Origin of the sequence: Hyphomonas sp., from assembly GCF_041398385.1 — a bacterium.
In the GTDB taxonomy this organism is placed as follows: domain Bacteria; phylum Pseudomonadota; class Alphaproteobacteria; order Caulobacterales; family Hyphomonadaceae; genus Hyphomonas.
This window is the reverse complement of the sequence record NZ_JAWKUW010000002.1, coordinates 160,749-186,937: the sequence shown is the minus strand read 5'-3', so window position 1 is coordinate 186,937 and position 26,189 is coordinate 160,749. Positions and strand designations below refer to the sequence as shown.

General features: G+C 63.2%; 30 protein-coding genes. 25 read left to right on the top strand and 5 right to left on the bottom strand.

Annotated elements, in window-relative coordinates; all coding sequences use genetic code 11:
* Nucleotides 1-161: 161 nt before the first annotated feature.
* From R3C13_RS05675 to R3C13_RS05635, 9 genes are all read left to right on the top strand, one after another.
* Nucleotides 162-2,264: a prolyl oligopeptidase family protein gene (locus R3C13_RS05675; protein WP_371309846.1), complete on the top strand. Its 2,103-nt coding sequence runs from the start codon at nt 162-164 to the stop codon at nt 2,262-2,264.
* 102 nt (nt 2,265-2,366) lie between these two features.
* Nucleotides 2,367-2,957: a GNAT family N-acetyltransferase gene (locus tag R3C13_RS05670; RefSeq protein WP_371309845.1), complete on the top strand. Its 591-nt coding sequence runs from the start codon at nt 2,367-2,369 to the stop codon at nt 2,955-2,957.
* A gap of 191 nt (nt 2,958-3,148) precedes the next feature.
* Entirely contained in the window at nt 3,149-4,618 is a 1,470-nt protein-coding gene (gene ffh, locus R3C13_RS05665; RefSeq protein ID WP_371309844.1) for a signal recognition particle protein, read from the top strand.
* A complete protein-coding gene (locus R3C13_RS05660; protein WP_371309843.1) occupies nt 4,615-5,160 on the top strand; it encodes a hypothetical protein in 546 nt (181 codons plus the stop codon). Before ffh ends, R3C13_RS05660 begins: the two co-directional genes overlap by 4 nt.
* Complete coding sequence (locus tag R3C13_RS05655) at nt 5,157-5,483, top strand: chorismate mutase (RefSeq protein WP_371309842.1); 327 nt, start codon at nt 5,157-5,159, stop codon at nt 5,481-5,483. Before R3C13_RS05660 ends, R3C13_RS05655 begins: the two co-directional genes overlap by 4 nt.
* A gap of 35 nt (nt 5,484-5,518) precedes the next feature.
* Complete coding sequence (rpsP, locus tag R3C13_RS05650) at nt 5,519-5,935, top strand: 30S ribosomal protein S16 (RefSeq protein WP_371309841.1); 417 nt, start codon at nt 5,519-5,521, stop codon at nt 5,933-5,935.
* A 158-nt stretch (nt 5,936-6,093) separates the two neighbouring features.
* Complete coding sequence (locus R3C13_RS05645; protein ID WP_371309840.1) at nt 6,094-6,792, top strand: beta/gamma crystallin-related protein; 699 nt, start codon at nt 6,094-6,096, stop codon at nt 6,790-6,792.
* A 47-nt stretch (nt 6,793-6,839) separates the two neighbouring features.
* Nucleotides 6,840-7,388 (top strand): ribosome maturation factor RimM, encoded by a 549-nt coding sequence (rimM, locus tag R3C13_RS05640; protein WP_371309839.1) that lies wholly within the window; start codon nt 6,840-6,842, stop codon nt 7,386-7,388.
* Nucleotides 7,389-7,465: 77 nt separating this feature from the next.
* Nucleotides 7,466-9,103 carry a beta/gamma crystallin-related protein gene (locus R3C13_RS05635; RefSeq protein WP_371309838.1) on the top strand — a complete coding sequence of 546 codons (1,638 nt, stop codon included), beginning with the start codon at nt 7,466-7,468 and terminating at the stop codon, nt 9,101-9,103.
* A 17-nt stretch (nt 9,104-9,120) separates the two neighbouring features.
* Here the strand turns inward: R3C13_RS05635 and R3C13_RS05630 are convergent, their stop codons facing one another.
* On the bottom strand, nt 9,121-9,870 hold the full coding sequence (locus R3C13_RS05630) for a glycosyltransferase family 2 protein (protein WP_371309837.1): 750 nt from the start codon (nt 9,868-9,870) through the stop codon (nt 9,121-9,123).
* A 58-nt stretch (nt 9,871-9,928) separates the two neighbouring features.
* On the opposite strand from R3C13_RS05630, the gene R3C13_RS05625 reads away from it, so the two are divergent.
* Nucleotides 9,929-10,249, top strand: a complete 321-nt coding sequence (locus tag R3C13_RS05625; RefSeq protein ID WP_371309836.1) for a DUF6614 family protein — start codon at nt 9,929-9,931, stop codon at nt 10,247-10,249.
* On the opposite strand, the gene R3C13_RS05620 is transcribed toward R3C13_RS05625, so the two are convergent.
* Nucleotides 10,246-10,755 (bottom strand): hypothetical protein, encoded by a 510-nt coding sequence (locus tag R3C13_RS05620; protein ID WP_371309835.1) that lies wholly within the window; start codon nt 10,753-10,755, stop codon nt 10,246-10,248. The two genes, R3C13_RS05625 and R3C13_RS05620, sit on opposite strands and share 4 nt — an antisense overlap.
* Nucleotides 10,756-10,850: 95 nt before the next feature.
* On the opposite strand from R3C13_RS05620, the gene trmD reads away from it, so the two are divergent.
* The 6 genes from trmD (at nt 10,851) to R3C13_RS05590 (ending at nt 16,981) form a co-directional block, all read left to right on the top strand.
* Entirely contained in the window at nt 10,851-11,576 is a 726-nt protein-coding gene (gene trmD / locus R3C13_RS05615; protein ID WP_371309834.1) for a tRNA (guanosine(37)-N1)-methyltransferase TrmD, read from the top strand.
* Nucleotides 11,563-12,120, top strand: coding sequence for a 50S ribosomal protein L19 (gene rplS / locus R3C13_RS05610; protein ID WP_371309833.1), 558 nt, complete (start codon nt 11,563-11,565; stop codon nt 12,118-12,120). The genes trmD and rplS overlap by 14 nt, the downstream gene beginning before the upstream one ends.
* A gap of 69 nt (nt 12,121-12,189) precedes the next feature.
* Entirely contained in the window at nt 12,190-12,885 is a 696-nt protein-coding gene (locus tag R3C13_RS05605; protein WP_371309832.1) for a metallophosphoesterase family protein, read from the top strand.
* 72 nt (nt 12,886-12,957) lie between these two features.
* Entirely contained in the window at nt 12,958-14,961 is a 2,004-nt protein-coding gene (locus R3C13_RS05600) for a response regulator (RefSeq protein WP_371309831.1), read from the top strand.
* A gap of 108 nt (nt 14,962-15,069) precedes the next feature.
* Nucleotides 15,070-16,467, top strand: coding sequence for a 3-isopropylmalate dehydratase large subunit (gene leuC, locus R3C13_RS05595; RefSeq protein WP_371309830.1), 1,398 nt, complete (start codon nt 15,070-15,072; stop codon nt 16,465-16,467).
* 13 nt (nt 16,468-16,480) lie between these two features.
* The gene (locus R3C13_RS05590) at nt 16,481-16,981 is read left to right on the top strand and encodes a hypothetical protein (RefSeq protein ID WP_371309829.1); all 501 of its coding nucleotides are present in this window, start codon (nt 16,481-16,483) and stop codon (nt 16,979-16,981) included.
* A 17-nt stretch (nt 16,982-16,998) separates the two neighbouring features.
* Here R3C13_RS05590 and R3C13_RS05585 read toward each other — a convergent pair whose 3' ends face one another.
* A complete protein-coding gene (locus R3C13_RS05585; RefSeq protein ID WP_371309828.1) occupies nt 16,999-18,129 on the bottom strand; it encodes a serine hydrolase domain-containing protein in 1,131 nt (376 codons plus the stop codon).
* Nucleotides 18,130-18,261: 132 nt separating this feature from the next.
* Here R3C13_RS05585 and cysK point away from each other — a divergent pair, with 132 nt between their 5' ends.
* The 8 genes from cysK to leuB all read left to right on the top strand — a co-directional run bounded on the left by cysK (nt 18,262) and on the right by leuB (nt 23,250).
* Complete coding sequence (gene cysK, locus R3C13_RS05580) at nt 18,262-19,245, top strand: cysteine synthase A (RefSeq protein WP_371309827.1); 984 nt, start codon at nt 18,262-18,264, stop codon at nt 19,243-19,245.
* Between the two features lie 70 nt (nt 19,246-19,315).
* Nucleotides 19,316-19,780: a hypothetical protein gene (locus R3C13_RS05575; RefSeq protein ID WP_371309826.1), complete on the top strand. Its 465-nt coding sequence runs from the start codon at nt 19,316-19,318 to the stop codon at nt 19,778-19,780.
* Nucleotides 19,777-20,631 (top strand): VOC family protein, encoded by an 855-nt coding sequence (locus R3C13_RS05570; RefSeq protein WP_371309825.1) that lies wholly within the window; start codon nt 19,777-19,779, stop codon nt 20,629-20,631. Before R3C13_RS05575 ends, R3C13_RS05570 begins: the two co-directional genes overlap by 4 nt.
* Nucleotides 20,632-20,640: 9 nt before the next feature.
* Complete coding sequence (gene leuD, locus R3C13_RS05565; RefSeq protein WP_371309824.1) at nt 20,641-21,270, top strand: 3-isopropylmalate dehydratase small subunit; 630 nt, start codon at nt 20,641-20,643, stop codon at nt 21,268-21,270.
* Nucleotides 21,271-21,299: 29 nt separating this feature from the next.
* Nucleotides 21,300-21,488: a hypothetical protein gene (locus tag R3C13_RS05560; protein WP_371309823.1), complete on the top strand. Its 189-nt coding sequence runs from the start codon at nt 21,300-21,302 to the stop codon at nt 21,486-21,488.
* Nucleotides 21,485-21,781 carry a putative quinol monooxygenase gene (locus tag R3C13_RS05555; protein WP_371309822.1) on the top strand — a complete coding sequence of 99 codons (297 nt, stop codon included), beginning with the start codon at nt 21,485-21,487 and terminating at the stop codon, nt 21,779-21,781. The genes R3C13_RS05560 and R3C13_RS05555 overlap by 4 nt, the downstream gene beginning before the upstream one ends.
* Nucleotides 21,782-21,878: 97 nt before the next feature.
* Nucleotides 21,879-22,103, top strand: a complete 225-nt coding sequence (locus R3C13_RS05550; RefSeq protein ID WP_371309821.1) for a hypothetical protein — start codon at nt 21,879-21,881, stop codon at nt 22,101-22,103.
* Between the two features lie 94 nt (nt 22,104-22,197).
* Entirely contained in the window at nt 22,198-23,250 is a 1,053-nt protein-coding gene (leuB, locus tag R3C13_RS05545; RefSeq protein WP_371309820.1) for a 3-isopropylmalate dehydrogenase, read from the top strand.
* Nucleotides 23,251-23,262: 12 nt separating this feature from the next.
* On the opposite strand, the gene R3C13_RS05540 is transcribed toward leuB, so the two are convergent.
* Nucleotides 23,263-23,634 carry a nuclear transport factor 2 family protein gene (locus R3C13_RS05540; RefSeq protein WP_371309819.1) on the bottom strand — a complete coding sequence of 124 codons (372 nt, stop codon included), beginning with the start codon at nt 23,632-23,634 and terminating at the stop codon, nt 23,263-23,265.
* A 134-nt stretch (nt 23,635-23,768) separates the two neighbouring features.
* On the opposite strand from R3C13_RS05540, the gene R3C13_RS05535 reads away from it, so the two are divergent.
* On the top strand, nt 23,769-24,812 hold the full coding sequence (locus tag R3C13_RS05535) for an aspartate-semialdehyde dehydrogenase (protein WP_371309818.1): 1,044 nt from the start codon (nt 23,769-23,771) through the stop codon (nt 24,810-24,812).
* On the opposite strand, the gene R3C13_RS05530 is transcribed toward R3C13_RS05535, so the two are convergent.
* On the bottom strand, nt 24,809-26,185 hold the full coding sequence (locus R3C13_RS05530) for a mechanosensitive ion channel family protein (protein WP_371309817.1): 1,377 nt from the start codon (nt 26,183-26,185) through the stop codon (nt 24,809-24,811). The two genes, R3C13_RS05535 and R3C13_RS05530, sit on opposite strands and share 4 nt — an antisense overlap.
* Nucleotides 26,186-26,189 lie beyond the last annotated feature (4 nt).

Here is a 26,189-nt window from a genome sequence, read left to right as displayed (position 1 = left end):
GGTCTGCGCCTTATGAAGGAAGCCTAAGCATGACGCGAGTCGGACTCGCGGCCTTTGAGGCCCAATTCCTCCAGACAGGAGCCAGAATGCGCAATATGTTTGCAACCCTGAGCGCGCTCGCCCTTGTGGCCTGCGGCACGTCACAAACCCCGGAGACAATCTTGGCTGAATCCCAGACGGCGCCCGATTTTGCAAGCGTAGATGCTGCGGAAGATCCCTATCTGTGGCTTGAGGAAGTTGAAGGCGAGGACGCGCTCACTTGGGTGCGGTCGCAGAATGCGCGGACACTGGAGCAGTTGCAGGCCGATCCGCGTTATGCGGGGTTTGAGGCGGCCGCGCTGGACGCGCTGAACTCCTCCGAACGCATCGCCTATGGCTCGGTGCGCAGCGGACAGGTCTACAATTTCTGGCAGGATGACACGCATGTGCGCGGCCTTTGGCGCCGCACGCCGATCGCCTCCTACCGGACGGAAAACCCCGACTGGGAAACCATCGTCGATTTCGACAAGCTCTCCGCCGACGAGGGCAAGAACTGGGTCTACAAGGGCGCAAACTGTTTCGCGCCGGTCGGATCCGATGCCTATAAATGCATGGTGTCGCTGTCGGATGGCGGCAAGGACGCCGTGGTCCAGCGGGAGTTCGATCTTGCGACAAAGAATTTCGTGGACGGAGGATTTGTCACGAAGGAAGCAAAGCAGGGCGCGGCCTGGGCGGGCCCGGACACGCTGCTGATTGCGACCGACTGGGGCGACGGCACGGTGACCGAGTCCGGCTATCCCTTCGTGGTGAAGCGCTGGCAGCGCGGCACGCCGCTGGAAAGCGCAGCCGAAGTGTTCCGTGGCAAGACGACCGATGTCGGCACCTGGCCGATGACGCTGGAGCTGGAAGACGGGCGTATCCTGCAGGGCGCGGTTGAAGCGGAGACCTTCTTCACGTCCAGCTATTGGTGGTTCCCCGAAGGCGAGAGCGAGCCGGTGCAATGGCCGATCCCGCTGAAATCGAACCCGAGCGGCGTTTATGAGGGCAAATTCCTCGTCTCGCTGCAGGAAGACTGGGCGCCGGAAGGCCAGGCAGGCAAGTTCCTGTCGGGCGATCTCGTTGCCTTCGATCTTGAGAGCTTCCTTGCTGACCGCACGCTGCCGCCGGTGGAACTCGTCTTCCGGCCCTCGTCGTCGCAAGCGCTGGAGGGTGTCAGCATCGCCAAGGGTGCACTGCTTCTGTCGGTGTCCGATACGGCCGTCGGCAAAGTGAAGCGGGCGGAACCCGGTGAAGATGGATGGCTTGTCTGGGATGTCATGCTGCCGGGTGCGGGCCAGACGAATATCGCCTTTGCCAGCGACCGGGAGAAAGAAGTGTTCCTCAATTATGAGGACTTCCTCACGCCGGATTCGCTGCTGGAATATGATTCCGAAGCCGATGCCGTGACGACGCTGAAAAGCCTGCCGCCGAAGTTCGACACGAGCGGCCTGAAAGTCGCTCAGAAGTTTGCGACCTCCAGGGATGGGACGAAGATCCCTTACTTCCTCGTCGCCAAGGCCGATATTCCGATGGATGGAACGACGCCAACGCTTCTCTATGGCTATGGCGGCTTCCAGGTGTCGATGAACCCCGGCTACAGCCCGGTCACGGGCCGGCTCTGGCTGGAGCAGGGCGGGGCCTATGTGCTGGCCAATATCCGCGGCGGCGGCGAGTTCGGCCCGGCCTGGCACCAGGCAGGCCTGAAGCTCAATCGTCAGCGCATCTATGACGACTTCATCGCCGTGGGTGAGGATCTGGTCACAAGCGGCGTCACCAGCCCGGAGCATCTCGGCATCATGGGTGGTTCGAATGGTGGCCTCTTGATGGGCGTCATGCTGAACCAGCGGCCGGATTTGTGGAACGCGGTTGTCGTGCAGGTGCCCCTGCTGGACATGCTGCGCTACCATCTCCTGCTGGCGGGCGCGTCCTGGGTCGACGAATACGGCTCGCCGGACGTGCCGGAAGAGCGGGCCTTCCTGGAGACGATCTCGCCCTACCAGAACTTCGATGCCGCGAAGCCCTATCCCGAGCCCTTCTTCGTGACCTCGACCAAGGATGACCGGGTGCATCCCGGACATGCGCGGAAGATGGCCAAGAAGTTCGAAGCCGCCGGCCTGCCCTTCCTCTACTATGAGAATATCGATGGCGGGCACGCGGCAGCGGCGAACCAAACGGAGCGCGCCAAGCGTACCGCTTTGGAATTCACCTATTTGAGCGAAAAGCTGTTCCCGCCCCTCGAAAAGTAGGCATTCTGAAATAGAACTGAAAATCCGCGTTCTCTATAGGAACGCGGATTTTTCTTTTGCCAGGGCTTGTCTAACGGCCGATCCGTGAGACGCTGTTGGGGCATGAAACTCCACAAGCCTGCCCTTGAGAACGATCTGGTGCGGCTCGAACTGCTGAAAGAGGACCATCGCGAGATGATCCGTCAGTCGGGTGCGACGGAGTCGATGTGGGAATGGCTACCCGTCATCTCCACGGGAACAAGTTTCGATTCCTATCTCGATTATTGCCTCATGGCCGGCAAGACCGACGAGTTCGTTCCCTTTGTCGTCTACGACAAGGCGACCGGCCAGTTTGCCGGGCTTGCGGCCTATGAGAATGTGTCGCGGCTGCACAGGCGCCTTGGCATCAATTTCATCTGGCATCCGCCGGAGTTGCGGGGAACGGCGATCGTGCCGGCAACGCAGCTTGCGCTGCTGGAGCGGGCAATCGTGGCGCGGATTCGCCGGGTGGACTATTACCTGCCGACGGAGAATGAGCGGGCCCTGCGCTCGGTCGAGCGGCTGGGCGCGCGGCGGGACGGGGTTCTGCGCAGTTATATGCGTTCGGCGAGCGGCAACTGGACGGATGTGGCCGTGCTGTCGCTGGTCGGAGACGAGATCAAGGCGGCCACGCTGTTGCTCCGGGACCGGATCCGGCAGATTCAGCTGGCTTGACGCCGCAGCCCCCACATGCTTTAGGCGCGCCACATCTGCGCAATCCAAGAAGCGCGCCTTGACCGTTCCCATGAGGACAGCGAGGCCCCCCGCCCGGCGAAGTTTCGCTCAGCGGGGCTCTACGGCTTTGCGCAAACACCATTGAGCGCCCATGTCAGACCCTACTGGCAGACGGCAAAAGGAGTAACGCGATGTTTGACGCCCTCAGCGAACGGCTCGGCGGCATATTCGACAGCCTGACGGGGCGCGGTGCGCTGTCCGACAAGGATGTGTCCGAAGCGCTGCGCGAAATCCGGGTTGCGCTGCTGGAGGCGGACGTCGCCCTGCCGGTGGTCAAGGAGTTCATCGACAAGGTGAAGTCCCGCGCCGTGGGCGAGGAAGTCATCCGCTCCGTGAAGCCGGGCCAGCAGGTCATCAAGATCGTCTATGACGGCCTCGTCGACATGCTGGGCGGGGAAGAGGCCGACACGACGCTGCGCGTGGACAGCCCGCCGGCCGTCGTGATGATGGCGGGCCTCCAGGGTTCCGGTAAGACGACGACGACCGGCAAGCTCGCCAAGCGGCTTTCCGAGAAGGGCCGCAAGAAGGTTCTCCTCGCCTCGCTCGACGTGCGCCGCCCGGCGGCCATGGAACAGCTGGCGATCCTCGCGGACCAGTGTGGGCCGAATGTCAGCTCCTTGCCGATCATTGCAGGCCAGCTGCCGGCGGACATCGCCCGGCGCGCGCTCAATGCCGCGAAGATCGGCGGCTATGACGTCCTGTTCCTCGATACCGCAGGCCGGACGTCGATCGACGAGCAGATGATGACCGAGGCGGCCGAGATCGCCGAGATTGCCCAGCCGTCCGAGACGCTGCTCGTGGCCGATGCGCTGACCGGCCAGGACGCGGTGGAGACCGCACGGCGCTTCCATGAGCGCCTGCCGCTGACCGGCCTCGTCCTGACACGGATGGATGGCGACGGACGCGGCGGTGCAGCGCTGTCCATGCGCGCGGTCACGGGCCTGCCGATCAAGTTCCTCGGCGTCGGGGAAAAGCTCGACGGGCTCGACGCTTTCGACGCAAAGCGCGTGGCAGGCCGTATCCTCGGCCAGGGCGACATCGTCTCGCTGGTGGAAAAAGCCGCCGAGCAGATGGACGCCGAAAAAGCCGAGCGCATGGCCGCGAAGCTCAAGAAGGGCGAGTTCGATCTCGACGACCTGGCGGACCAGTTGAAACAGATGCAGCGCATGGGCGGCCTTGGCGGCCTGATGGGCATGATGCCCGGCGCGCGCCAGGCCAAGCAGGCCATGGCGGCCGCCAATCTCGACGACAATATCCTGAAACGTCAGGAGGCGATCATTTCCTCCATGACAAAAGCCGAACGCCGCAAGCCGGCCCTGCTGAACGCCTCGCGCCGCAAGCGGATTGCGGCCGGCTCCGGCACCAGTGTGCAGGACGTGAACAAACTGCTGAAGATGCACCAGCAGATGGCCGGCATGATGAAGAAGATGCGCACCAAGGGCGGTATGAAAAACATGCTGGGCATGGCGCAGCAAGCCGGCATCTCTCCGGCGGACCTCGCCAAGATGGGCGGTCAGGCGCTGCCGGGCGGCGGATTGCCTGGCCTCGGCGGACCGTCCCTTCCGCCCGGTCTTGGCGACATGCTGGGGAAGAAGAAATGATCCGTATACTCGCACTTTGCAGTCTTGTTGCTGGCTGTGCAGCCATCGAGGAAAGCGCGCCGAGTCATCCGCCCCCGATGCCACTTTCGACAGAAGCCGCGGTGAAGTTCGTGGATAGCCGTCCTGCCTGTAAAGAGATGCTTCCCAACACTCGCTTGGCGGAAGCCGTGCCGTCGGCGGACACGCCACAGATCGAATTAATTTGCGTTCCGAATTATCCCTCACTGCTGCAGCGGAACGGGTATCAGTCGGCGTGTATTGCGGACTTCAATCTTGCCGCAGATGGGCAACCGGTAGACATACGGACGGTCTGTCGAACCATTCACGATGGCGATGGATCTCCAGAAGAATTCGAGGTCGCCGATGCAATGTTCGCAAGGCTGATGCAGCGTGCGACGGCCGAGATGAGGTTTGCCGCACCGGCGGACGGGCGGGGGTTCGACGACGGTCAGAGGTTTCTTCAGCCGCTAAAATTTGCGTTTGAACAAGAGGCTCAACGCCTTGTCTACCCGTCCGCGCAAGAACTGGAAGCCAGCAAATGAATGACCCTTCCGACACCAGCGCCACGCTGGCCCAGTTCCAGCTGAACCAGTTCCGCGCCAGCATCGACAATCTCGATGCGATCCTCATTCATACGCTTGCAGAGCGCTTCAAGCGGACGAAAGATGTCGGCAAGCTGAAGGCGCTGCACAATATGCCGCCTGCGGACAAAGACCGTGAAGCCCGCCAGATCGAGCGACTGCGTGAACTCGCGCAGCAATCCGGACTCGACCCGGCCTTTGCAGAGAAATTCCTCAATTTCATCGTGGCGGAAGTCATCCGCCATCATGAGCAGATCCGCGACCAAGAGGTCGAAGATTTCTAGACATCCCCGAGACGCCAGAACCACAGGAGAACCCCATGGCCCTCAAGATCCGACTCGCCCGCGGCGGGTCCAAGAAACGCCCCTTCTACTCGATCGTCGTTGCCGACGCCCGCGCGCCGCGTGACGGCCGCTTCATCGAAAAGATCGGCACCTATGATCCGCGCCAGCCGAAGGATTCGGAAAACCGCGTGAAGGTCGACGCCGTCAAGGCTGCCGACTGGCTGCGCAAGGGCGCCCAGCCGACGGACCGCGTTGCCCGCTTCCTCTCGAACGTGGAAGTTGAAGGCAAGGCTGTTGCCACCTGGACCCATGGCAACAACCCGAAAAAGGGTGAGCCGGGCAAGAAGGCACAGGAACGCGCGAAAGAGCGTGAAGAAAAAGCCGCTGCCGCCGCCGCTGCTGCTGCCGAGCCGGCTGAAGAAGCCCCGGCAGAGGAAGCCGCTTCGGAATAAGCGCGCCCTCCTGACGTTCAGGATACGGATGAGCCGGTGCCCTTCGGGGTTCCGGCTTTTTCGTGCCTGCCGGAAAGCTGAACGTCAGATAACAGGCCGCCCCGATCCTGTTCAGACCGCTGGTGCGATAAGCCCCTCCGATCTGAAAGGAGACCGTCATGAACAAGAAGACGCCATCAGTGTCTGTCATCGCCCTTCTCGGCGGCCTTGCTGCCCTTGCCCTTCCGGCCAGTGCCGACCATGGGTCCGGGCGCGGCTACGGATATGGCGGCGACTATCGCGGCGGCGGCGCGGTGATGCTGTATTCCGACTCGCATTTTTCCGGCGAAGCGCTGCCCATCAATGGCGCCATTCCGACGCTGACGCAGTACCGGTTCAATGACCGGGCCTCATCCATCGAGATCCGGTCCGGCGTGTGGCAGGTCTGTGTGGACGCGAATTATCGCGGGCGCTGTGAAATCATCGATGCGAATGTGCCGACGCTGACGTCCTATCGTCTGAACGATGCGGTGTCTTCTCTGCGCCCCTTGGACACACGCCGAGCCGGCTATGGAGGATATCGCGGAAATGACGGGCCCCGCCGCGGCGGCTGGGGCGCGCGTCTGGTGCTGTATCCGGACGCCTATCTGCGTGGCCAGCCCATCGAAATCGACCGTGACGTCCCCACACTCTCCCCTTACCGGTTCAATGACCTTGCAAGCTCGTTTGAAGTCTCCGGCGGAACCTGGCTGGTATGCGAGCATTCGAATTACCGCGGGCGGTGCGAAGTGCTCTCCTCCGGTGCCGGCGATCTTTCCCAGATCCGGATGAACAACACGATTTCCTCGATCCGCCGCATCGACGGGCGCGGCTACTGACGGCAGCTGCCGCTTGCCTTGGGGCTAGGCGCCGCTAAAGAGGCGCGATGACCAGGGCGGCAGAAGACAGGCTGATTGCGGTGGGCGTCGTGAAAGGCGCCCATGGCGTGCGCGGCGAAGTGCGCGTGAAGAGCTTTACCGCGGATCCGGAGGCTGTTTTCGCCTATGGCCCGCTTGTCGACGCGGCGGGCCAGACGGTGTTGACGCCCAAGTCTGCCCGGCCGGGCAAGGACCATTTCATCGTCCGCCCGAAGGAACAGAAGCAAAAAGAAGAGTGGGACGCCCTGCGCGGAACCCTGCTGCATGTGTCCCGCTCTGCCATGCCCGACGCGAGCGAGGACGAGTTCTATATCGAGGATCTGGTCGGTCTTGATGTGTTTGCCGGGGGCGGCGAGGCGGCCGGCCGGGTAAAATCGGTGCAGGATTACGGCGCCGGGGGTCTCATCGAGATAAGCCTCAAGGGCGGCGACAGTGTCCTGATCCCGTTCACGCTGGCGGATGTGCCGGTGGTGGACCTTGCCGCAGGCCGGATTGTCGTGGCGAGTCTCGACGACTGGCTTGGCAGCAGCGATGAAACCGCGGAACCGCAGCCATAAGGCATACCTAACAAGGTGTTGCACCGGGTTCAGATTCGATCTGGCATAAACTGCGGGTAACCAGCAGAGGTGTGCCCATGTTGAAGAAACTCCTGCGCTTCGGAGCGGTGCTGATCGCCCCCGTGCTTATGGCGGGTGCGGCGAGTGCCGATAATGGATACGTGGACCCGGCCCATGAAGCCCAGGGCGGCCCGTACCAGGAGCCGCCGGCCATCATTCTCTACGCCGGCGAGAATTTCACCGGCGAACCGCGGGAGATCTATGATCCGATCTACGCCCTGCCGGACCTTGCCTTCAATGACCGCGCGCGTTCCGTGGCGGTGCTGGCGGGCCAGTGGGAGGTCTGCGAGCACAGCGATTTCACGGGGCGCTGCGTGTTCCTGCGCTATGACGTCCAGGATCTCGGCTGGTTCGGGCTGGAGCGCCGGGTTTCCTCGGTGCGCCCGATCTTCGAATACACCGAGGCCGAGCATGGCCTCATGTTCACCCGCGACCGCAATGGTTACATCCGCTACATCGACAACCAGCAGTATGGCGCCGACCGGTATAGCTACGGCTATGGCGTTTCGAGCGGGATATCAGTCTACCACTACGGCTACTCGCCGGACTATGTGCGCTATGGGTATTACGACCCGCGCCTTGGCTACGATCCCTACGGCTTTGGCTGGCACGGGGCTTATGGTTCGCACTACGATCGCCGGGTCCAGCCGTTGCGTGGGCACTATGGCGCCCGCGATGGCGCGGTGACGCTGTATGTCGACTCCTATGGCCGCGGACCATCCTTCGGCCTGAACCGGGCGATTCCCGATCTCAGCCAGTACCGGTTCAACGACAATGTGTCGTCGATCTATATCCGGTCGGGAACCTGGGAGATCTGCGAACACTCCAATTTCCGGGGCCGCTGCCAGATTGTCGACGCCTCGGTGGACCGGCTCAACGGCTTCCGGCTGAACGATCAGGTTTCTTCCATCCGTCCCGTTGGCGGCAATGGGTACGGCGGCGGCAACTGGACTCCCGGCACTAGCCGTCCGGGTACGGGCCACCCGGGGCCCGGACGTGGCGACCGCCCCGGAACCGGGCGTGACGGCGGGCATGGTCCGGGCGGAGATGGACACGGCGATCGCGGTCCCCGTCCCGGCGGCACGACGCCCGGCAACTGGGGCGATCGGGGTGGGCATGGCCCGAACGGTTCAGGCCAGGGCCTGACCGGTACGGGAACGTCGGCACCGGCGACACCGCCTGCGGTCATCGCACCGCCACGGACTTCGCCGCCACCGCGGGTCACGACGCCGCCGGGTGTTGCGCGCGTCAATCGCGACCGCGACCGTCTCGGCCGCGATCCCGCTCCACGCGATGTGCGCCCGAATCCCCGTGAACTGGCCGGCGGCACGCCGGTGGCAACGCCCCAGCCAGCCGTCAGCCCGCCGCGGGGAACCGGCGTGCGTCCGGGTCTGCGCGATGTGCGGCCTGTCGAGACACCGCGCGGTGTGACACCTCCGCCGGCTCGTCCCCCGCGTGCAACGCCGCCAGCTCCAACCTCCGCGCCGCAGGTTCGGGCGCCGCAGCCTGCCCGCCCGGCCTATACGCCGCCCCCGGCAGCACCGGCACCGCAGCCGCGGCCGCAGGCGTCTTCTCCGCCACCACGACCGGAACCCTCACGCCCGGCCGCGCGCGACGACAGCCGGCCGCCAGCCCTGCGCGGGCGGGACAGGTAGCGTCTTCTGAAGCGTACTCAGCTCGCCCGCGGGTCATCCCACTCGCGGGCGACGCCGTATCCGCCGCGGCGGACCAGCCAGAACATGCCGATGAGGTCGAAGATTCCGGCGCCGAGGCGACCGAGAAAGCCGTATTTCGACTGGCCCGCGAGGCGCCTCCGGTCGTTGACCAGCTCTTCGCTCACCTCCCAGCCGGCGCGTTTGACGAGCGCCGGCAGGAAACGGTGCATGGAGGCGAAATAGGGCAGGTCGCGGAAGGCGGATGTTCGGATCAGTTTCCATCCGCAGCCCGTGTCGGTGGCATCGTCCTGCAGCACGAAGCGGCGCACGCCATTGGCGACGCGTGACTGCACCCATTTGAAGCCGGAATCGTTGCGGCTGTTGCGCTTGCCGGCGATGATGCCGAGGCGTGGCGGGGCGCCGGGGGCGATGATCTGCTTCCAGAGGCGTGCCGTGTCGGCGGGGTCGTTCTGGCCATCTCCATCCAGAAGCTGGACCCAATCGCCGCGCACGGCCTTGAGGCCGGTGAAAAGAGCGGCCGATTTTCCGCGCCGCTGCACATGGCTGAATACGAAAACCGTATCCGGATGCTTCGCCTTTGCCTCCGCCAGCTCCTCGCCGGTGCGGTCGGAGGACTGGTCATTGACGCAGATGATTTCGAACGGGATGCCTGCCAGCTGCTCGTGCACTTCGTCGATCACCGGGTGCACATTCCCCTCTTCATTGAAGAAGGGAATGATCACGGAAAGTGCGGGGATCGCGGCCATGCAGACTCACGTATAGAAGACGGGCCAATCCGGCAAACTGAATTGCGAGCGAGTTGCAATGGACATCTATCACATCTGGTTCGACCTGAAGCCCGGCGCGGACGAGCAGGCCTTCGCGGCGGCGCTGCCAGCCTTTCTCGGCAAGATGAAGGATGAGGGCCGGATCGAGACCTGGCGGATGATGCGCTGCAAGCTTGGCCTGCGCCCCGATACGATCCGTGAGTTCCACATCATGATAGAAACGCGCGATCTCGCCCAGCTGGACAGCGCGTTCCGCGCGGCGGCGGCCCGCGAAGGAGAGATGGACACCCTGCATTTCGCGGCGAACGCGATGGTGACGAATGTGAAATTCGGCCTGTTCAGGGACTGGCCCGACTAATTCGCGGGATTGGAAGACCAGAGCCCCTCGTCGCGCTCCAGCGCCTCCATCTCTGCGGCAACCTTGTCGACATAGGTGGCGAAGCTCCTCGCATAGAAGGGTTTTGACTCCCGCCACCATTCACGGATGGCAGGCGTCGAGAGGCTGTCGCGCAGGCGCGCCTCGGTGCCGATCCAGAGTTCTTCCTCGAACACGCCGAAGCGGCGGTGGGTGTGCAACACTTCGAAATGGCGGAAGGAGGCCGAGAGGAAATTGGTCACGCGCAACTGCTCGGCCCGGTTCCAGCAGTCGGGCGCACCTTCTTTCGTGATCAGCTCCGCGAGGTCGCCATTCTCGATAATCCGGCCAAGATTGGTGGACAGCAGCTGGGCCGAGGTCTGGGCGGCGGCCATGCGGGTCAGCTCGGCATTCTGTTTCAGCTGAAAGCCGATGAATATGAGCGAAATCACCACGGCGGCAGAAGCCAGGATGTCGGCGATGGTGGCGACAGTCTCAAGCGCAGTCATGTTATCCTCCCCAGGACAGGGCCATGAAGCGCTGGTCTGGCCGCGCGGTCAATCTCCGGTGACGCGGGGCTCTGGCTGCGCTAAAGGCAGGCCGCATGTTCAAGGCGAGTTTCATCACCCTGTTTCCGGAGGCGTTTCCGGGCCCGCTGGGCGTCTCCATCCTGGAGCGCGCCCGGAAGGAAGGGCTGTGGAGCCTCGAAACGGTCGATCTGCGCCCTTTCGGCATCGGAAAGCACCGGAATGTGGATGAAACGCCCGCTGGTGGCGGGGCAGGCATGGTGCTGCGCCCGGATGTGGCGGCCGCGGCCATCGACAGTCTCGACCGGGGCGGCCGGCCTTTGATTTACCTTTCCCCGCGCGGAAAGCCCCTTAACCAGCAGCTTGCCCGCGAATTCGCGGAAAAGCCGGGTCTCATCCTGTTCTGCGGCCGCTTTGAAGGGCTGGACGAACGGGTGATCGAGGGGCGCGGGATGATGGAGGTCTCGCTGGGCGATTTCGTCCTGGCCGGAGGCGAAGTCGCCGCCATGGCGCTGACCGAGGCGGTGGTGCGCCTTTTGCCCGGCGTTGCGGGCAATGAAGCCTCCCTTTCGGAGGAGTCCTTCGAGACAGGCCTGCTCGAACACCCCCAATACACCCTGCCCAGGGAGTGGGAAGGACGGGGCACGCCGGAGGTGCTACTCTCGGGCGACCACAAACGCATACAGGAATGGCGTTTCAACAGCGCAAAGGCGTTGACATTTGAGCGCCGCCCCGATTTATACGCCGCTTACTCCAAGACCCCAGAATTCCAAGCGCCGGAGACAGGCGATGAACATGATTGAACAGATCGAGGCGGAAGAAGTTTCCCGCGTCCTCGGCGGCAAAGAAATCCCTACTTTCTCGCCTGGCGACACGCTGGCCGTGAACGTCAAGATCAAGGAAGGCGACCGTGAGCGCGTGCAACGCTATGAAGGCGTGTGCATTGCCCGCTCCGGCGCTGGCATCAACGAGAGCTTCACGGTCCGCAAGATCTCGTTCGGTGAAGGCGTGGAGCGTGTGTTCCCGCTGGTTTCGCCGCTGATCGAGTCGATCGAAGTGAAGCGCAAGGGCCGCGTCCGCCGCGCCAAGCTGTACTACCTGCGCGACCTGCGCGGCAAAGGCGCCCGTATCGCCGAGCGCACCAGCGGCCACGGCATCGAGAACGTCGAAATCGCCGTTTCCAAGACCGAGCGCCGCCGCCAGAAAGACGCAGAAAAAGTGGCCCGCAAGGAAGCCGCTGCTGCCGAGCGCGAAGCCGCCGCGAAGGCAAAGGCTGAAGCGGAAGCGGAAGCCGCAGCCGCCGCCGCAGAGGCCGCTGCTGCCGCAGAAGGCGCCGCCGAAGAATAGGCGCACGCTTCGGCTACGAACTCAGAAACCCCTGTTCGCAAGAGCAGGGGTTTTCTGTATCCGGAAGGAATGACCCAGGAACTGATCTGCGCGATTGGCGATGTTCACGGCGAATGCCAGCGCCTGCTGGATCTGCATGCCGCGATCTTCGACTTTCACCAGGCCTTCCATCCGGATGCGGCGCTGAAGCTGATCCATCTCGGTGATTATGTCGATCGCGGGCCGGACAGTTGCGGCGTCATCGAGCAGCTGATGGCGCTCGAGAGGCGGTCCGGCCTCACCACGATCTGCCTGAAGGGCAATCATGAAGAGATGATGCTGGGGGCGTTGGATGGCGGCGATGGGGGCATGTGGCAATGCAGCGGCGGGAGCGACACGATGGACAGCTACCATCGTCGTGGACTCGATGACGTTCCGAAGGCCCACCATTCCTGGCTGAAGGGTCTGCCGGTCCATCATGTCGAGGAGGACCGGCGGCTGGTGTTCGTCCATGCCGGAATTGCGCCGGCTCGGTGGCCGGACCTGGACGACCAGATTGGTCTGTGGACCCGCTCGCCAACCTTCTTTGATACGGCCCGCTGGACCAATCCCGCACTCGCCGGCTGGACCGTTATCCATGGACACACACCGACGCATGACTTCGCAGAAGAAATGCACGGCGATCCGCCCCGGCGGATCAATATCGATACCGGCGCCGTGTATGGCGGGCAGCTGACGGCGGTTCTCCTTTTGCCGGGGCGCAATCCGGTATTTCTGCATGCCTAAGGCGACGTGCCTGACTTAAGGGAATGTTGATTGGTCTGTGGCTTTCCTATTCTGGTGGAGGGAGTTCAGGCAATGAACAGTGTCGGCAAACTCGACCTGCTGATGGGGGTGATGAACCTCCTGCCCAATCCCGTTTATATCAAGAATGCCGACCATGTCTGGATCGAGGCTAACTCGGCCTTTTGCGCCTTTCTGGGCCGTACACGCGACGAACTGATCGGCAAGACCGATCACGACTATTTCCCGAAGGACCAGGCAGATGTGTTCTGGGACATGGACACGCGCGTCCTCACGACCCGTGAGCGAAACGTCAACCTTGAGCAGAACTCGAATGCCGCGGGCGAAGTGCGCTGGGTCGAGTCGAGCAAGTCCTATTTCGAGGATGGCGACGGCAATGCCTTCATCATCGGTGTACTGATGGATGTGACCGAACTCAAGAAACGGGAACAGGCGTTGCAGGCGGCCGAGCAGGCAGCGCTGCATGCCTCCCGGTCGAAGTCTGAATTCCTGGCCAATATGAGCCACGAAATCCGCACACCGATGAATGGTGTCCTCGGTATGTCGCAGATCCTGCGTCGCACGCAGCTGACAGCGGACCAGGAAGAGATTGTCGCCACGATCGAACGGTCCGGTGAGGCGTTGCTGACGATCATCAACGACATCCTGGACTTCTCGAAAATCGAGGCGGGCAAGTTCGAAATCGATCCGGCGCCCTTTGCGCTCGCCTCGGTTGTGGAGGATGTGGCGGCCCTGCTTGCATCGGGCGCCAGCGACAAGGGCGTGGAACTCATCACCGATATTGCGCCCCACCTTCCCGAAAAGCTGGTCGGCGATGCCGGCCGGATCCGGCAGGTGCTGACCAATCTTGTCGGCAACGCCATCAAGTTTACGAGCGAAGGCTATGTCCTCGTCATGGCGAATGGCGAAGTATCGGACGGCCACGCCGAACTGCGCCTCGCCGTGGAAGACACCGGCATTGGCATCCCGGAAGAAAAGCAGGACGCTATTTTCCGACAATTCGAGCAGGCCGATGCGTCAACGACCCGCCGGTTCGGTGGCACGGGGCTTGGCTTGTCCATCTGCCGCAGCCTCGTCGAGGCCATGGGCGGGGAGGTGGGCGTAATCTCCGCGCCGGGCAAGGGTTCGACCTTCGAAGTCTTCCTGCGCCTTCCGATTGCTGAAAGTACCGCGGCGGCCGGTCCGGTCGGGCCGTGTGCGCACGACCTGTCCCACATCCGGGCGCTGGTGCTCGACGACATAGACCTCAATTGCCGTATCGCACGCACGCAGCTCGCTGTGCACGACATGCCGACCGAGAGCGAGACCGATCCCGCAAGGGCGCTGCAGCGGCTTGTCGAGGCGCATAACCGGCGTGACCCTTTACAGCTGCTGGTGCTGGACTATCAGATGCCACGCATAGACGGGCTGAAAGTCGCCCGAATGATCCGCAGCAAACCGGCCTTCCGCGACCTGAAAATTATCGTCCAGTCTTCCGTCGATACGCCGGATGTCAAAAACGCCTTCACGGCCGCTGGGGTCAGCGATTTTCTGGTCAAACCGCTCCGCTCCGGTGCGCTGGCGGCTTCGGTTGCAAAGGCCTTCGGTTGCGACGGAACGCAGACACTGCGCAGCACGCCGACACAGCGGGCTGCTGCGGAGGCGCGGCCAAAGGAAGGCGTGACCCGGCGGCGCATTCTCGTGGCCGAGGACAATGAAGTGAATCAGAAGGTCATGCGGGGCCTGCTCGCCGGTTGCGGCTTTGCGCTCGATTTCGCTGGCGATGGCCAGGTGGCCGTCGAGCTTTTCCGCGCGCACGACTACGCCCTCGTCCTGATGGACGTGTCGATGCCGGTCATGGACGGGATTGCCGCCACGCAGGCCATTCGCGATTTGGAAGCTGAGGCCGGGCGTCCGGCAACCCCGATCCTCGCCGTGACGGCCCATGCCCTGCGGAAAGAGCAGGAGTCATTCCGCGTGCGGGGAATGGACGGCGTTCTGGTCAAGCCGGTGGACCAGGATGAGCTGCTGGAGGCAGTCGCGCACTGGACCGACATGGCCGCCCGCGACGTCGCCTGAGCGCAACCCTGCCATCCTATTGACGCCGCCGCTTGCGTATTGCACGAGACGCCATCATTTGTGCTGTAAATGCGCAAGAATTTACCGCGGAACAGAAAGAAACGCCCGATGGCTGGCAAGACTCTCTACGACAAGATCTGGGATTCTCATGTGGTCCACACCGATGAGGCCTCCGGCGAGAGCCTGCTCTATATCGACCTGCACCTGATCCATGAGGTGACGACGCCGCAGGCTTTCGCGGGATTGAAGGCGGCTGGCCGCAAGGTGCGCCGGCCGGACCTCACCCTCGCGACGCCGGACCACAATACGCCAACGGAAAACCAGGCGGCTGGCCTCGCCGGGGTCAAGGATCCGGAAGCCCGCAACCAGCTTGAAACGCTGATGCGCAATGTGAAGGACTATGGCATCGACATTTTCCCGATGGGCGACATCCGCAACGGCATCGTGCACGTCATCGGGCCGGAACAGGGGCGCACCCAGCCGGGCATGACCATTGTCTGCGGTGACAGCCACACGTCCACGCATGGCGCGTTCGGTGCACTGGCGCATGGCATTGGAACGTCGGAAGTGGAGCACGTGCTGGCGACCCAGACGCTCCGGGCCCGGAAGATGCAGAACATGGCAATCGAGGTGAGCGGCAAGTTGAAGCCGGGCGTGACCGCGAAAGACCTTGCGCTGCACATCATCGCGAAGATCGGTACGGCCGGCGGCACGGGCTGTGTGATGGAATACCGCGGCGAGGCCATCCGTGATCTCAGCATGGAAGGGCGCATGACGCTGTGCAACCTGTCCATCGAAGGTGGAGCGCGGGCGGGCCTGATCGCGCCGGATGAAAAAACCTTTACCTATATGAAGGGCCGCCCCTCCGCCCCGAAAGGCGGGGCCTGGGAGGTTGCCGAAAGCTACTGGAAAACCCTGTTCACGGATGATGATGCGGTGTTCGACCATGTCGTCGAAATCCGCGGCGAAGACGTCGAACCGACGGTCACCTGGGGCACGAGCCCTGAAATGGGCATCCCCGTTACCGGCATCATTCCGAAGCCGGAGGATTTTTCCGATCCGGTGAAGGCGGCGGCCTGCGAACGGGCGCTCTCCTATATGGGCCTTGAAGGCGGTGCGCCGATCGCCGGCACGCCGGTGCAGCGCGTGTTCATCGGCTCGTGCACGAATTCACGGATCGAAGACCTCCGCGCAGCTGCTGACGTGGCGAAAGGTGCCCGAGTGGCTGACGGCGTGCGCGCCATGGTCGTGCCGGGGTCCGGTCTCGTGCGGGCACAGGCGGAAGAAGAAGGGCTCGACCAGGTGTTCATCGAGGCCGGCTTCGAGTGGCGTGAGCCCGGCTGCTCCATGTGCCTCGGCATGAACCCCGATATCCTGTCGCCCGGCGAACGCTGCGCCTCCACATCGAACCGCAATTTCGAAGGCCGCCAAGGCCGCGGCGGCCGCACCCATTTGATGAGCCCGGCGCTGGCTGCAAAGGCGGCGATCACGGGCGTGATCGGATAGGGCGGTTCGCCCGATGGCTGCGCTGAAATTCCGGGCGGCAGGAAAGTTCGTCATTGCCGCCCTAGTTTTTGGCGCCTTTGTCTTTGCAATCGACGCGGGTCACCGGATCGGCGAAATCAGATCCGCGAACTGGCAGGCAGTTGACGGGGTCATCGGGCCTGTGAGGGCGATTAGGGCTGGCCGTCGCTCCCGGTCGCGGCGACACGAGCTTTCTTTCAAGGCTGAAGACGGCGAAATCCAGAGTTTCACGATTGCCCGCTCGTGGCTGACCCAGCCCGACACGGAGCAATTCAGGCGCATTTCAGCTTATGAAGGTGAGATTGCCACCGCGTATGTCCTGACGGGAAGTGAGACATTAGCCCAGCTAGTGGCGGCCGACGGTGCGATGCTGATTGCTCCGCAGCAGGTCGAGCGCCGAATGCGGGCGGAGCGTACCGGAGCCGCGCTGGCGGGTCTCTGCTTGATGGCCTGTCTGCTGATAATCCAGTTCGGCGTTCCCTTTCGACGCCGATGAAGTTCAGGCTGCTGGCGTCAGTCCGGATTGTATTCCCACCACCAGGGCATTCCATTGTCGCCAAGGATGAAGGCGGCAAGATCGGGATAGATCAGCTCTGCCCGCACGCTGTTTGACAGGAACACGACGCACCGTTCGAGCTCCGGTTCGCAGATCGCCATGTTGCCCGTTCCGTCATCGTGACCGCCCTTGAAGACTGTCAGGCCATGCGGGCCTTCGGCGGTGACGAGGCCGAGACCTGCAGACAAGTGAACCTGCTCAGTACGCGGATCCTTGAAATCCCAGAGCGTGGGGAACTGGTGCGCGGAATGGATCGGCAATTGAGGCCGGAAGAAATCCGCATGGGATGCCGCCGTCAGCCGGTCACCCTTCAGGATGGCTTGCCACATCAGCGCCTGGTCCTCGATGGTCGTGTCCATCGAGCCGGCGGCACTCGGGCCGGAGCGTTCGTCATGGGGGATGAAGCTGCTGTCGATGGCATAGCCGTCAGCAAGATTTTCGGCGAAATCCGCCCGCCACATCATCGAGGTGTTCTTCATGCCCAGTGGCACGAAGACGCGCGCATCCATGATCGTGCCAAGATCTTCACCAAGGTGTTCCTCAATGGCGAGCTGGAGGATGTAGAAGCCTTCGCCCGAATAGCCGTACCGCTTGCCGGGATCCCAGTGGAAGCGCAGCACGCCGTCATCCTCCAGCCAGCGGAAATTCGGCAGGCCCGTCGAATGGGTGAGGACGATCCGTGCGGTCAGGTCTTTCCAGCGGTCGTTGGCCGCCAGATCGGCGAATTCCTCATACTGCGGCAGCGGCTTTTTGAGATAGTCGCCGAGCGGCGTGTCGAGATCGAACAGGCCCTCCTGGCAAAGCTGAAGCACTGTATAAGCCACGGCGGTCTTGGTCAGCGAGGCGCCGTACATGACCGTATCCGTTTCCAGCGGCAGGTCTTTTTCGACATTGCGGTGGCCATAGGCGGCAGTGCGCACGATTTCGCCCTTGTCGATGACCGCAAGGGCGAGGCCTTTGACGTCTTCCACCTGCATCAGCCTTGCGACTTCTGCATCTATGGCATCCGGGGCCGGCAGGGGCGGTGTGGTGGGCACACTTGCGCAGGCGGCCAGCAGGATCGCTGGTAGAAGGAGAAATTTCTTCATCGGAACACTCCGGAAAACACGCCGATAAGACACCGGCAGGGCTCCGGCCGCAACCGCTAAACCGAGCTTTGAGTTGCGCCATGGGCTGGCCCGGCCGATAGTCCGCGCCAAACCGGACTGAAGGAGAACAAGATGGCTGGAACCGTGGACCTTGCGGGCGGGGTGAAACTGGATGGGCCGCGCGGGCGCACCTATGCCTCGATCCTGGAAACGGTCGGCTCAACGCCGCTGGTCGCCGTGCCGAAATTCTGCGCCGAGCATGAATTGAAGGCCGAACTCCTGGTCAAATGCGAATTCTTCAACCCGCTCGCCAGCGTGAAGGACAGGATCGGCCTCAACATGATCCTTGAGCTGGAGGCGTCGGGGAAACTGAAGCCGGGCGACACGCTTGTGGAACCGACCTCGGGCAATACGGGCATCGCGCTTGCTTTCGTGGCCGCCTCGCGCGGTTATCGGCTGATCCTCACCATGCCGGAATCCATGTCGATCGAACGCCGCCGGATGCTGGCCCATCTCGGCGCCGAACTCGAGCTGACGCCGAAGGAGAAGGGCGTCAACGGCGCCATCGCGAAAGCACAGGAGATCGTCGCCTCCATTCCCGGCGCGGTGATGCCGAGCCAGTTCGACAACCCGACCAATCCGGCGGTGCATGAGAAAACGACCGCGGAAGAAATCTGGGCCGACACGGGCGGGAAGGTCGACGGCGTGTTCGCCGGGATCGGCACAGGTGGCACATTCACCGGCATCGGCCGTGTGCTGAAGGCGAGGAAGCCGGGCCTCAAGATGTTTGCGGTTGAGCCGGCGGCAAGCCCGGTCCTGTCCGGGGGAGAGCCCGGCCCGCACATGATCCAGGGGATCGGCGCGGGATTTGTTCCGGGCAATATGGATACCGGCCTCATCGATGAGGTCGTCGCGGTGCATAATGGCGAAGCCATCGCCACGGCGCAGAGCCTTGCAAAACTCGAGGGCATTCCAGGCGGGATTTCCTCCGGCGCTGCAATGGCGGCGGCCGCGAAGGTCGGCGCGCGCGACGAGATGGCGGGCAAGACGCTGGTGGTGATCCTGCCGAGCTTTGCCGAGCGCTACGTCTCCACCATCTTGTTCGAGGAACTCTAGGGCCGCTCCGGCCCGCGGGGCTTGCCTTCCGTAGGGGGCGCATGGAGAGATGAGCGCCTTCGGAGGCGGAATGCGCGTTCACACGGTCGTCCTGTTCATTCTCGGCGTGGTGATGCTGGGCCTTGCGCTCGGTCTCGACGCGATGATGGACCTGCATGTCTCAGGCTGGATCCAGCTGCTGGCGGCAGCCTTTGGCATCTACCTGATCGTGATGGCCTGGTTCTCCCTGCGCTTCGATGAGCGCCGGGCGAAGGCACTTGAAGAAGGCGCGCCGGTTTCCGCAGAAGTGGAAGTCACCCGGATGAGCGATGGTGACTCCGCAGCCTATCTGGCGAATGTGAAAGTGGCCGACGAGACCTGGACCGTGCCGCTCAGGATGACCCGCCGGGTCCGCAAGCTGGTCAAGGCCGGTGAACTCGCGGCACAAGCCTGGATGGATGAAGAGGGCCGGCTGGTCGCGCTGGCGCTTGATGGCGAGCAGCTGCCTGTGATGCCGTTTCCAAGACGCAAGAGACGACGGAAGAAAGACACATGACCCCCCTGATCACTGGCGTCGACCATCTGGTTCTCGTCGTGCCCGACATTGGCGCGGGCGAGGCGGTATATGCTTCGCTGCTCGGCCGCCCCGCAGACTGGCGCGCCCGGAGCGACGACGGAAGTGCGACGTCCCTGTTCCGGCTCGCCAATATGAGCCTCGAACTGATGGCTCCGGCCGGAGAAGGGGCCGTCGGCAACCGGCTGCGTGAGATCATCGAGACGGATGGGCCGGGCCTCACCAGCGTCGTCTTCGGCACCGACGATCTGGCGGGCGCGCATCACAAGCTGACACGTCGGGGCATGAAGCCGGGTGACGTCCAGCCCGGCGAGAGCGCGAACGAAATAGACGGAAAAGCGCGAAAATGGTCGCGTTTTCGTTGTTCGGACGATGAAACAGCCGGCGTAAAGACATTTTTGATCCAGCCGGACACTCCTTTGCCGGTGCGCGAGGCGGGCACGGGCAGCGTCGTATCGCTGGATCATGTCGTGATCGACACACCGAATCCGGACCGGGCCCTGGGTCTTTATGGTGCACGGCTGGGTCTCGACCTCGCGCTCGACCGCACGGCGCCGGAATGGAAGACGCGGTTCCTGTTCTTCCGCACAGGCGGGCTGACCTTCGAAGTGATCCACCGGCTTGGCGAAACCCATGATCCGGCAGCGAATGACCGGATCTGGGGCCTGACCTGGGCCGTCGACGATCTGACAGCGGCGCATGCCCGGCTGGAGGCGGCAGGCTTCAACATTTCGGAAATCCGCAAGGGCCGCAAACCCGGCTCCAAGGTGTTTGCCGTGCGCGACGGGACGATGAGCGTGCCAACGCTTTTCATCGCCCATGAGCGGCAGTAAGGAAGACCCATGAAAGCCTTTACCCAGCTCACCGGAACCGCCGCGGCCCTGCTCGAAAAGGGCAAGCCCATGTCCAATATCGACACGGACATGATCATCCCCAAACAGTTCCTGAAAACGACGGAGCGCACCGGCCTCGCCAAGGGCCTGTTCTATGAGCTGAAAACGCTGGCAGATGGCTCTCCCAACCCCGATTTCGTGCTCAACAAGCCGCAATTTGCCGGCGCGGGTATCCTGATCGCGGGAGAGAATTTCGGCTGCGGTTCATCGCGCGAGCACGCGCCCTGGGCCCTGGCAGACCAGGGCATTTCGGTCATCATCGCGCCGAGCTTTGCCGACATCTTCCACAATAACTGCTTCAAGAACGGCATCCTGCCCGTGCGCCTGCCCGTGGATGTGTGCGAACAGCTGGCGAAGCAGGCCGGCGGCGCAAACCATGTCTTCACTGTCGACCTTGAGAGCCAGACGGTGACGGCGCCGGATGGTGAAACCTACACGTTCGATGTCGACCCCGGCCGCAAGTCGAACCTGATTCAGGGCCTCGACGAGATCGGCGCCTCGCTGAAGGCCGAAGGCGACATCACCGCGTTCGAGGCGGAGCGCAAACTGTCCACGCCCTGGCTGGAGCCCGCCCGCTGACCTGACGGATTGATCAAGGAGGCACATCCATGAAGCCCAGTCCGAAAATGATGGCCGCGCTGGCGGCGCTCGGCACGCTCGCCGCCTGTCACACCGATCCTTTCAGCATGAAGCCGGAAGTGAATGTCCGCCTGCCGGACAAGCCCGCCACGACTGAAGCACCCGCTGACGATGCCGCGGTGCCGGCGGATGCAGAAGACGAAGCAGGCACCGAGTGATCCTGATCGAGGGAACGGTTCGGATCCCGCCGGAGCGGATCGAGGCCGCGCGCCCGGTGATGGCGCGCATGATTGCGGCGAGCCGGGCCGAACCCGGCTGTATCGACTACGCGTACAGCCTCGACGTGATGGAGACGGGTTTGATCCGCGTAACAGAGCGCTGGGAAAGCCGGGAGGCGCTGGCGGCGCATTTCCGCATGCCGCACATGGCTGAATGGCGCGCCCTGTGGCCGGAATTCGGCATCACCGACCGGTCCCTGCGCCTTTATGATGCAGAGCCGGAAGCCACTTAGGCGGCCGTCGGGAATTCTCCGCAACTTTGAGAAGAATTGAATTGCCTGGGCCGGCAGCCGTCGTTAAGCAGATGGCCCACAATAAGGACCCTCCCAGATGAAATTTGCTTCCGTTTTCGCCGCTGCGGCCCTTGCAGCGCTCGTCTCCGCCTGTGCCTCGGCCCCTGCCGAAACAGCAGACAATGGCGAGCAGCTCGTCTGCCGCTCGATCAAGGTGACAGGCACGCGCTTCCCGGAAAAGGACTGCCGCACGGTCCAGGCCTGGGACCAGTTTGACGACGAAGCTGAGTCGAACGCCGACGACATCGCCGAAAAGCTCTGATCGCCTGAGGGCTAGCTGCGTCAAAAACCTGGGATGACATCTGCGTACGGGGCGGTTACATGCCCCGTGACAGCGGAACAGGTATATAGTGGCCATGCACCAGACACTTCTTTTGCTTCCCGGCGACGGGATCGGTCCTGAAGTCATCGCCGAGGCCCGTCGCGTGGCCGAAGTGGTCGCGCCGGACCTTAAGATCGAGCAAGGCCTCGTCGGCGGGGCCTCGCTCGACGCTCACGGAACTCCGCTTACGGATGAAATGCTGGACAAGGCGCGGCACGCGAATGCGGTGCTGCTGGGGGCGGTGGGCGGCCCGAAATGGACCGGCGCCGCACGAGACAAGCGGCCTGAAGCCGGCCTGCTGGCCCTGCGCAAGGGCCTCGACGTGTTCGCGAACCTGCGCCCGGCCTATTGCTTCCCGGCATTGGTCGATGCCTCCAGCCTGAAGCGCGACGTGGTCGAAGGGCTGGACCTGATGATCGTCCGCGAGCTGACAGGCGGGGTCTATTTCGGCCAGCCGCGCGGCATCGACGAGACGAGCGGCATCCGCCGCGGATATGACACGGCGATCTATACCCATCCGGAAATCGAACGCGTCACCCGCGTTGCCTTCGACATCGCGCGCGGGCGCAAGGGCCGCGTCTGCTCCGTGGAAAAGTCGAACGTCATGGAATCCGGTCTGTTCTGGCGCCAGGAAGTGACGCTGGCCCACGCCGAAATCGGCGCCGGCGTGGACTTGTCGCACATGTATGCCGATGCCTGCGCGATGGAACTGGTACGCGCGCCCAAACAGTTCGACGTGATCCTGGCCGACAACCTGTTCGGTGATATTCTTTCCGACGAGGCGGCCATGCTGACCGGGTCGATCGGCATGCTGCCGTCCGCCTCGCTGGGGGCTCCCGGTACGCCGGGACTCTATGAGCCAGTGCATGGCTCGGCGCCCGACATTGCCGGCAAGGGCATCGCCAATCCGTGCGCGGCCATCCTGTCCCTGGAAATGGCGCTGCGCTGGTCACTTGGGCGCGAGAAAGTGGCTGACATCCTCTTCGGGGCGGTCGGAAAAGCGCTGGAAAGCGGTGCCCGCACGAAAGATCTCGGCGGCGAACTGACGACACGGCAGATGGCAGACGCAATTATCGCGGCGCTCTAGAGGACTGCCAGTTCAGCTGTAGTCCGCAATCCGGCAGAGCAGGTTGCCGCGGAACTCGAAGAAGCTCGCGCCCCGCACTTTCACCGTTTCGCCAGCCTTCAAGCCGTTGGGCAGGTCGACGGCGGCCTTGCCTTCGAACTCGATCTCGGCTGCGGCCTTGCCGCCGCCGGTCACGACATTGATCAGGCGCTGGCGGCGATAGGAAAAGGCGTTGCCCGAGAGTTCCGCAACCTGGCGCATCATGTCCTTGCCATCGAGGCGCATGGACCCGCCGGCATTGGAGATGTTCTCGAACACGACATCGTCGGTCACGCAATCGAGCATGCCGTCGATGTCACGGGCATTGTAGCTCTGGATATAGCGGGCGATCACGTCGTCGAGCATGCCGGGCGCCTTCTGTTGGGGCAGCAGGAACGGACCCCGTGTTGCCCCACAGGGTGGCGGATGGCAACAGGCGCTTTCACATCAGGTCAAAATGCGTCATAAGCCCGCCTCGGTTTGCAAGGAGCAAGAAGGCCATGGCCACACGGATTGCGGTTGTCGGTGCGACGGGAAATGTCGGACGTGAACTGCTCAACATTCTGGACGAGCGCCTGTTCCCGGCAGACGAGGTCTATGCTGTGGCCTCGCGCCGGTCGATCGGCAAGGAAGTTTCCTATGGCGACCGCATGCTGAAATGCCAGGACATTGAGAGTTTTGACTTTTCCAAGGTCGACCTCGTCCTGATGTCGGCTGGCGGCGCTGCCTCCAAGGAATGGTGCCCGAAGATCGCCAAGGCCGGCGCCATCACCATCGACAATTCCTCCGCCTGGCGGATGGACCCGGATGTGCCGCTGGTCGTGCCGGAGTGCAATGGCGATGCGGTGATGGGCTACAAGAAGAAAATGATCATCGCCAACCCGAACTGTTCGACCGCGCAGCTCGTTGTGGCGCTGAAGCCGCTGCATGATGCCGTCGGCGTCAAGCGCGTCGTCTGCGCGACCTACCAGTCCGTTTCAGGCGCCGGCAAGGACGCCATGGACGAACTGTGGAACCAGACGCGCGGCATCTATGTGAATGATGAGCCGGAGCCGCAGGTCTTCCAGAAGGAAATCGCCTTCAACGTCATCCCGCAGATCGACGTGTTCATGGAAGACGGCTTCACCAAGGAAGAGTGGAAGATGCGCGTCGAGACGAAGAAGATCGTCGATGAGAGCATCGAACTCGTCGCGACCTGCGTGCGCGTGCCCGTGTTCGTCGGCCATTCCGAAGCGGTCAGCGTGGAGCTGAACGGCCCGATGAGCGCCAAGGAAGCCAAGGCCCTGCTGCGCGAGAGCCCCGGCATCATGCTGGTCGACGATCCGGCAGAGGATCTCTACATCACGCCGAAGGAATGTGTCGGCGACTGGGCGACCTTCATCAGCCGTGTACGGAAGGATCCGACGGTCGAAAATGGCCTCATGTTCTGGTGCGTCTCGGACAATCTCCGCAAGGGTGCAGCCCTCAACGCCGTGCAGATCGCCGAAGAGCTCCTGAACCGCGGCGTCCTCAAGCCGGAAAAGCAGTCCGCTGTCGCGGACTAGCTGTCACCTGAATCGAATTTTGCCTGGCGGGTCTCGACGGTGACGTTGAGGCCCGTTGCGCTTTTCAGGTGCAGGTCGCGCTGTGGGAAGGGGATTTCGAGGCCGTACTTTTCGAGAGCGGTATGGATCGCCCAGTTGTAATCCGCGATGACGCGGGCCGGGCGGCGCACCGCAGGTTCGCTCAGCCACACGACAAGTTCGAATTCGAGAGCCGAGTCGCCGAATTTGGTCAGCCAGACCTGCGGCGCGCGGCCGGGCACGCCTGTCAGCGTCCATTCGATTTCCTCGGCCGCTTCGAGGCCCGCCTTGCGCACCAGCTCCTTGTCCGAGCCATAGGCGACGCCGAATGGCACGCGCAGGCGGCGGCGCGCCTCCCGGTGCGTCCAGTTGATGACCTGCGCCTTGATGAACTCCTCGTTCGGCACGAGGATGTCGACATTGTCATTCGTGGTGACGAGCGTGGAGCGGATATTGATCTCGCGCACGAGGCCCGTCACGCCGGACTGAAGCTCGATGAAGTCACCCACCTTCACGGACTTTTCGGCGAGGATGATCAGACCCGAGATAAAGTTCGAGAAGATCGTCTGCATCCCGAAGCCGAGGCCGATGCCGAGCGTACCGGAGATGATGGTCAGGGCCGTCAGGTTGATGCCGATGACCTGCAACGCGATCATGATGGCAAGGACGATGAAGGCGACCTTCAGCACCTGCCCGAGCAGGCCCGCCATCGATGGCGTCAGTTTCTTTGAGCTGCGCAGCTGGGCTTGCGCCGCATCCCCGGCGATCCGCCCGAGCCAGAGCGCGACGGCGGCGACGAAGATGCTGGTGAGAAGGCGCAAGAGGGAGAATTTCTGGTCCCCCATCTCGATCATCGTCGAGTCGAGCGACTCCGTGACCGGCTGCAACAGGCGCAGGATGTAGAGCGCCGCGATCGACCAGGCGAGCAGGGAGAGGGAATTCGACAGGAAGCCGTCACGGATGTTCGATGTGATGACGCGCACCGCGATCCAGGCGTTCAGCAGGCTTGAAGCGACGCGCAGGATCTCGTTGCGCAGGCCGAAGGCATCGAAGGCGAGGGTCACCAGCCAGAGCAGGATGGCCGTCACGACCGGCCAGATGACCCGCGCGCCGGACACTTCGGCATGGAAGATGAAATCGGCCTTTTCGCGCGCCGAGGCCGCCTTTTTCAGCCGGTTGGCCGGCACCCGTGACAGGAGGAAGCCGATCAGGCCTGCACCAACGATGGCGAGAAACTGCCAGAGCGACGCATAGGACAGGACTTCCTTGGCCAGCTGGGCGAAACCCGCCTGCAGCGAGGCGGCGGCATCCGTGAGGTGCAGGGCCTCCAGAATGGATTGGGTCGTGTCTTCCATCTGG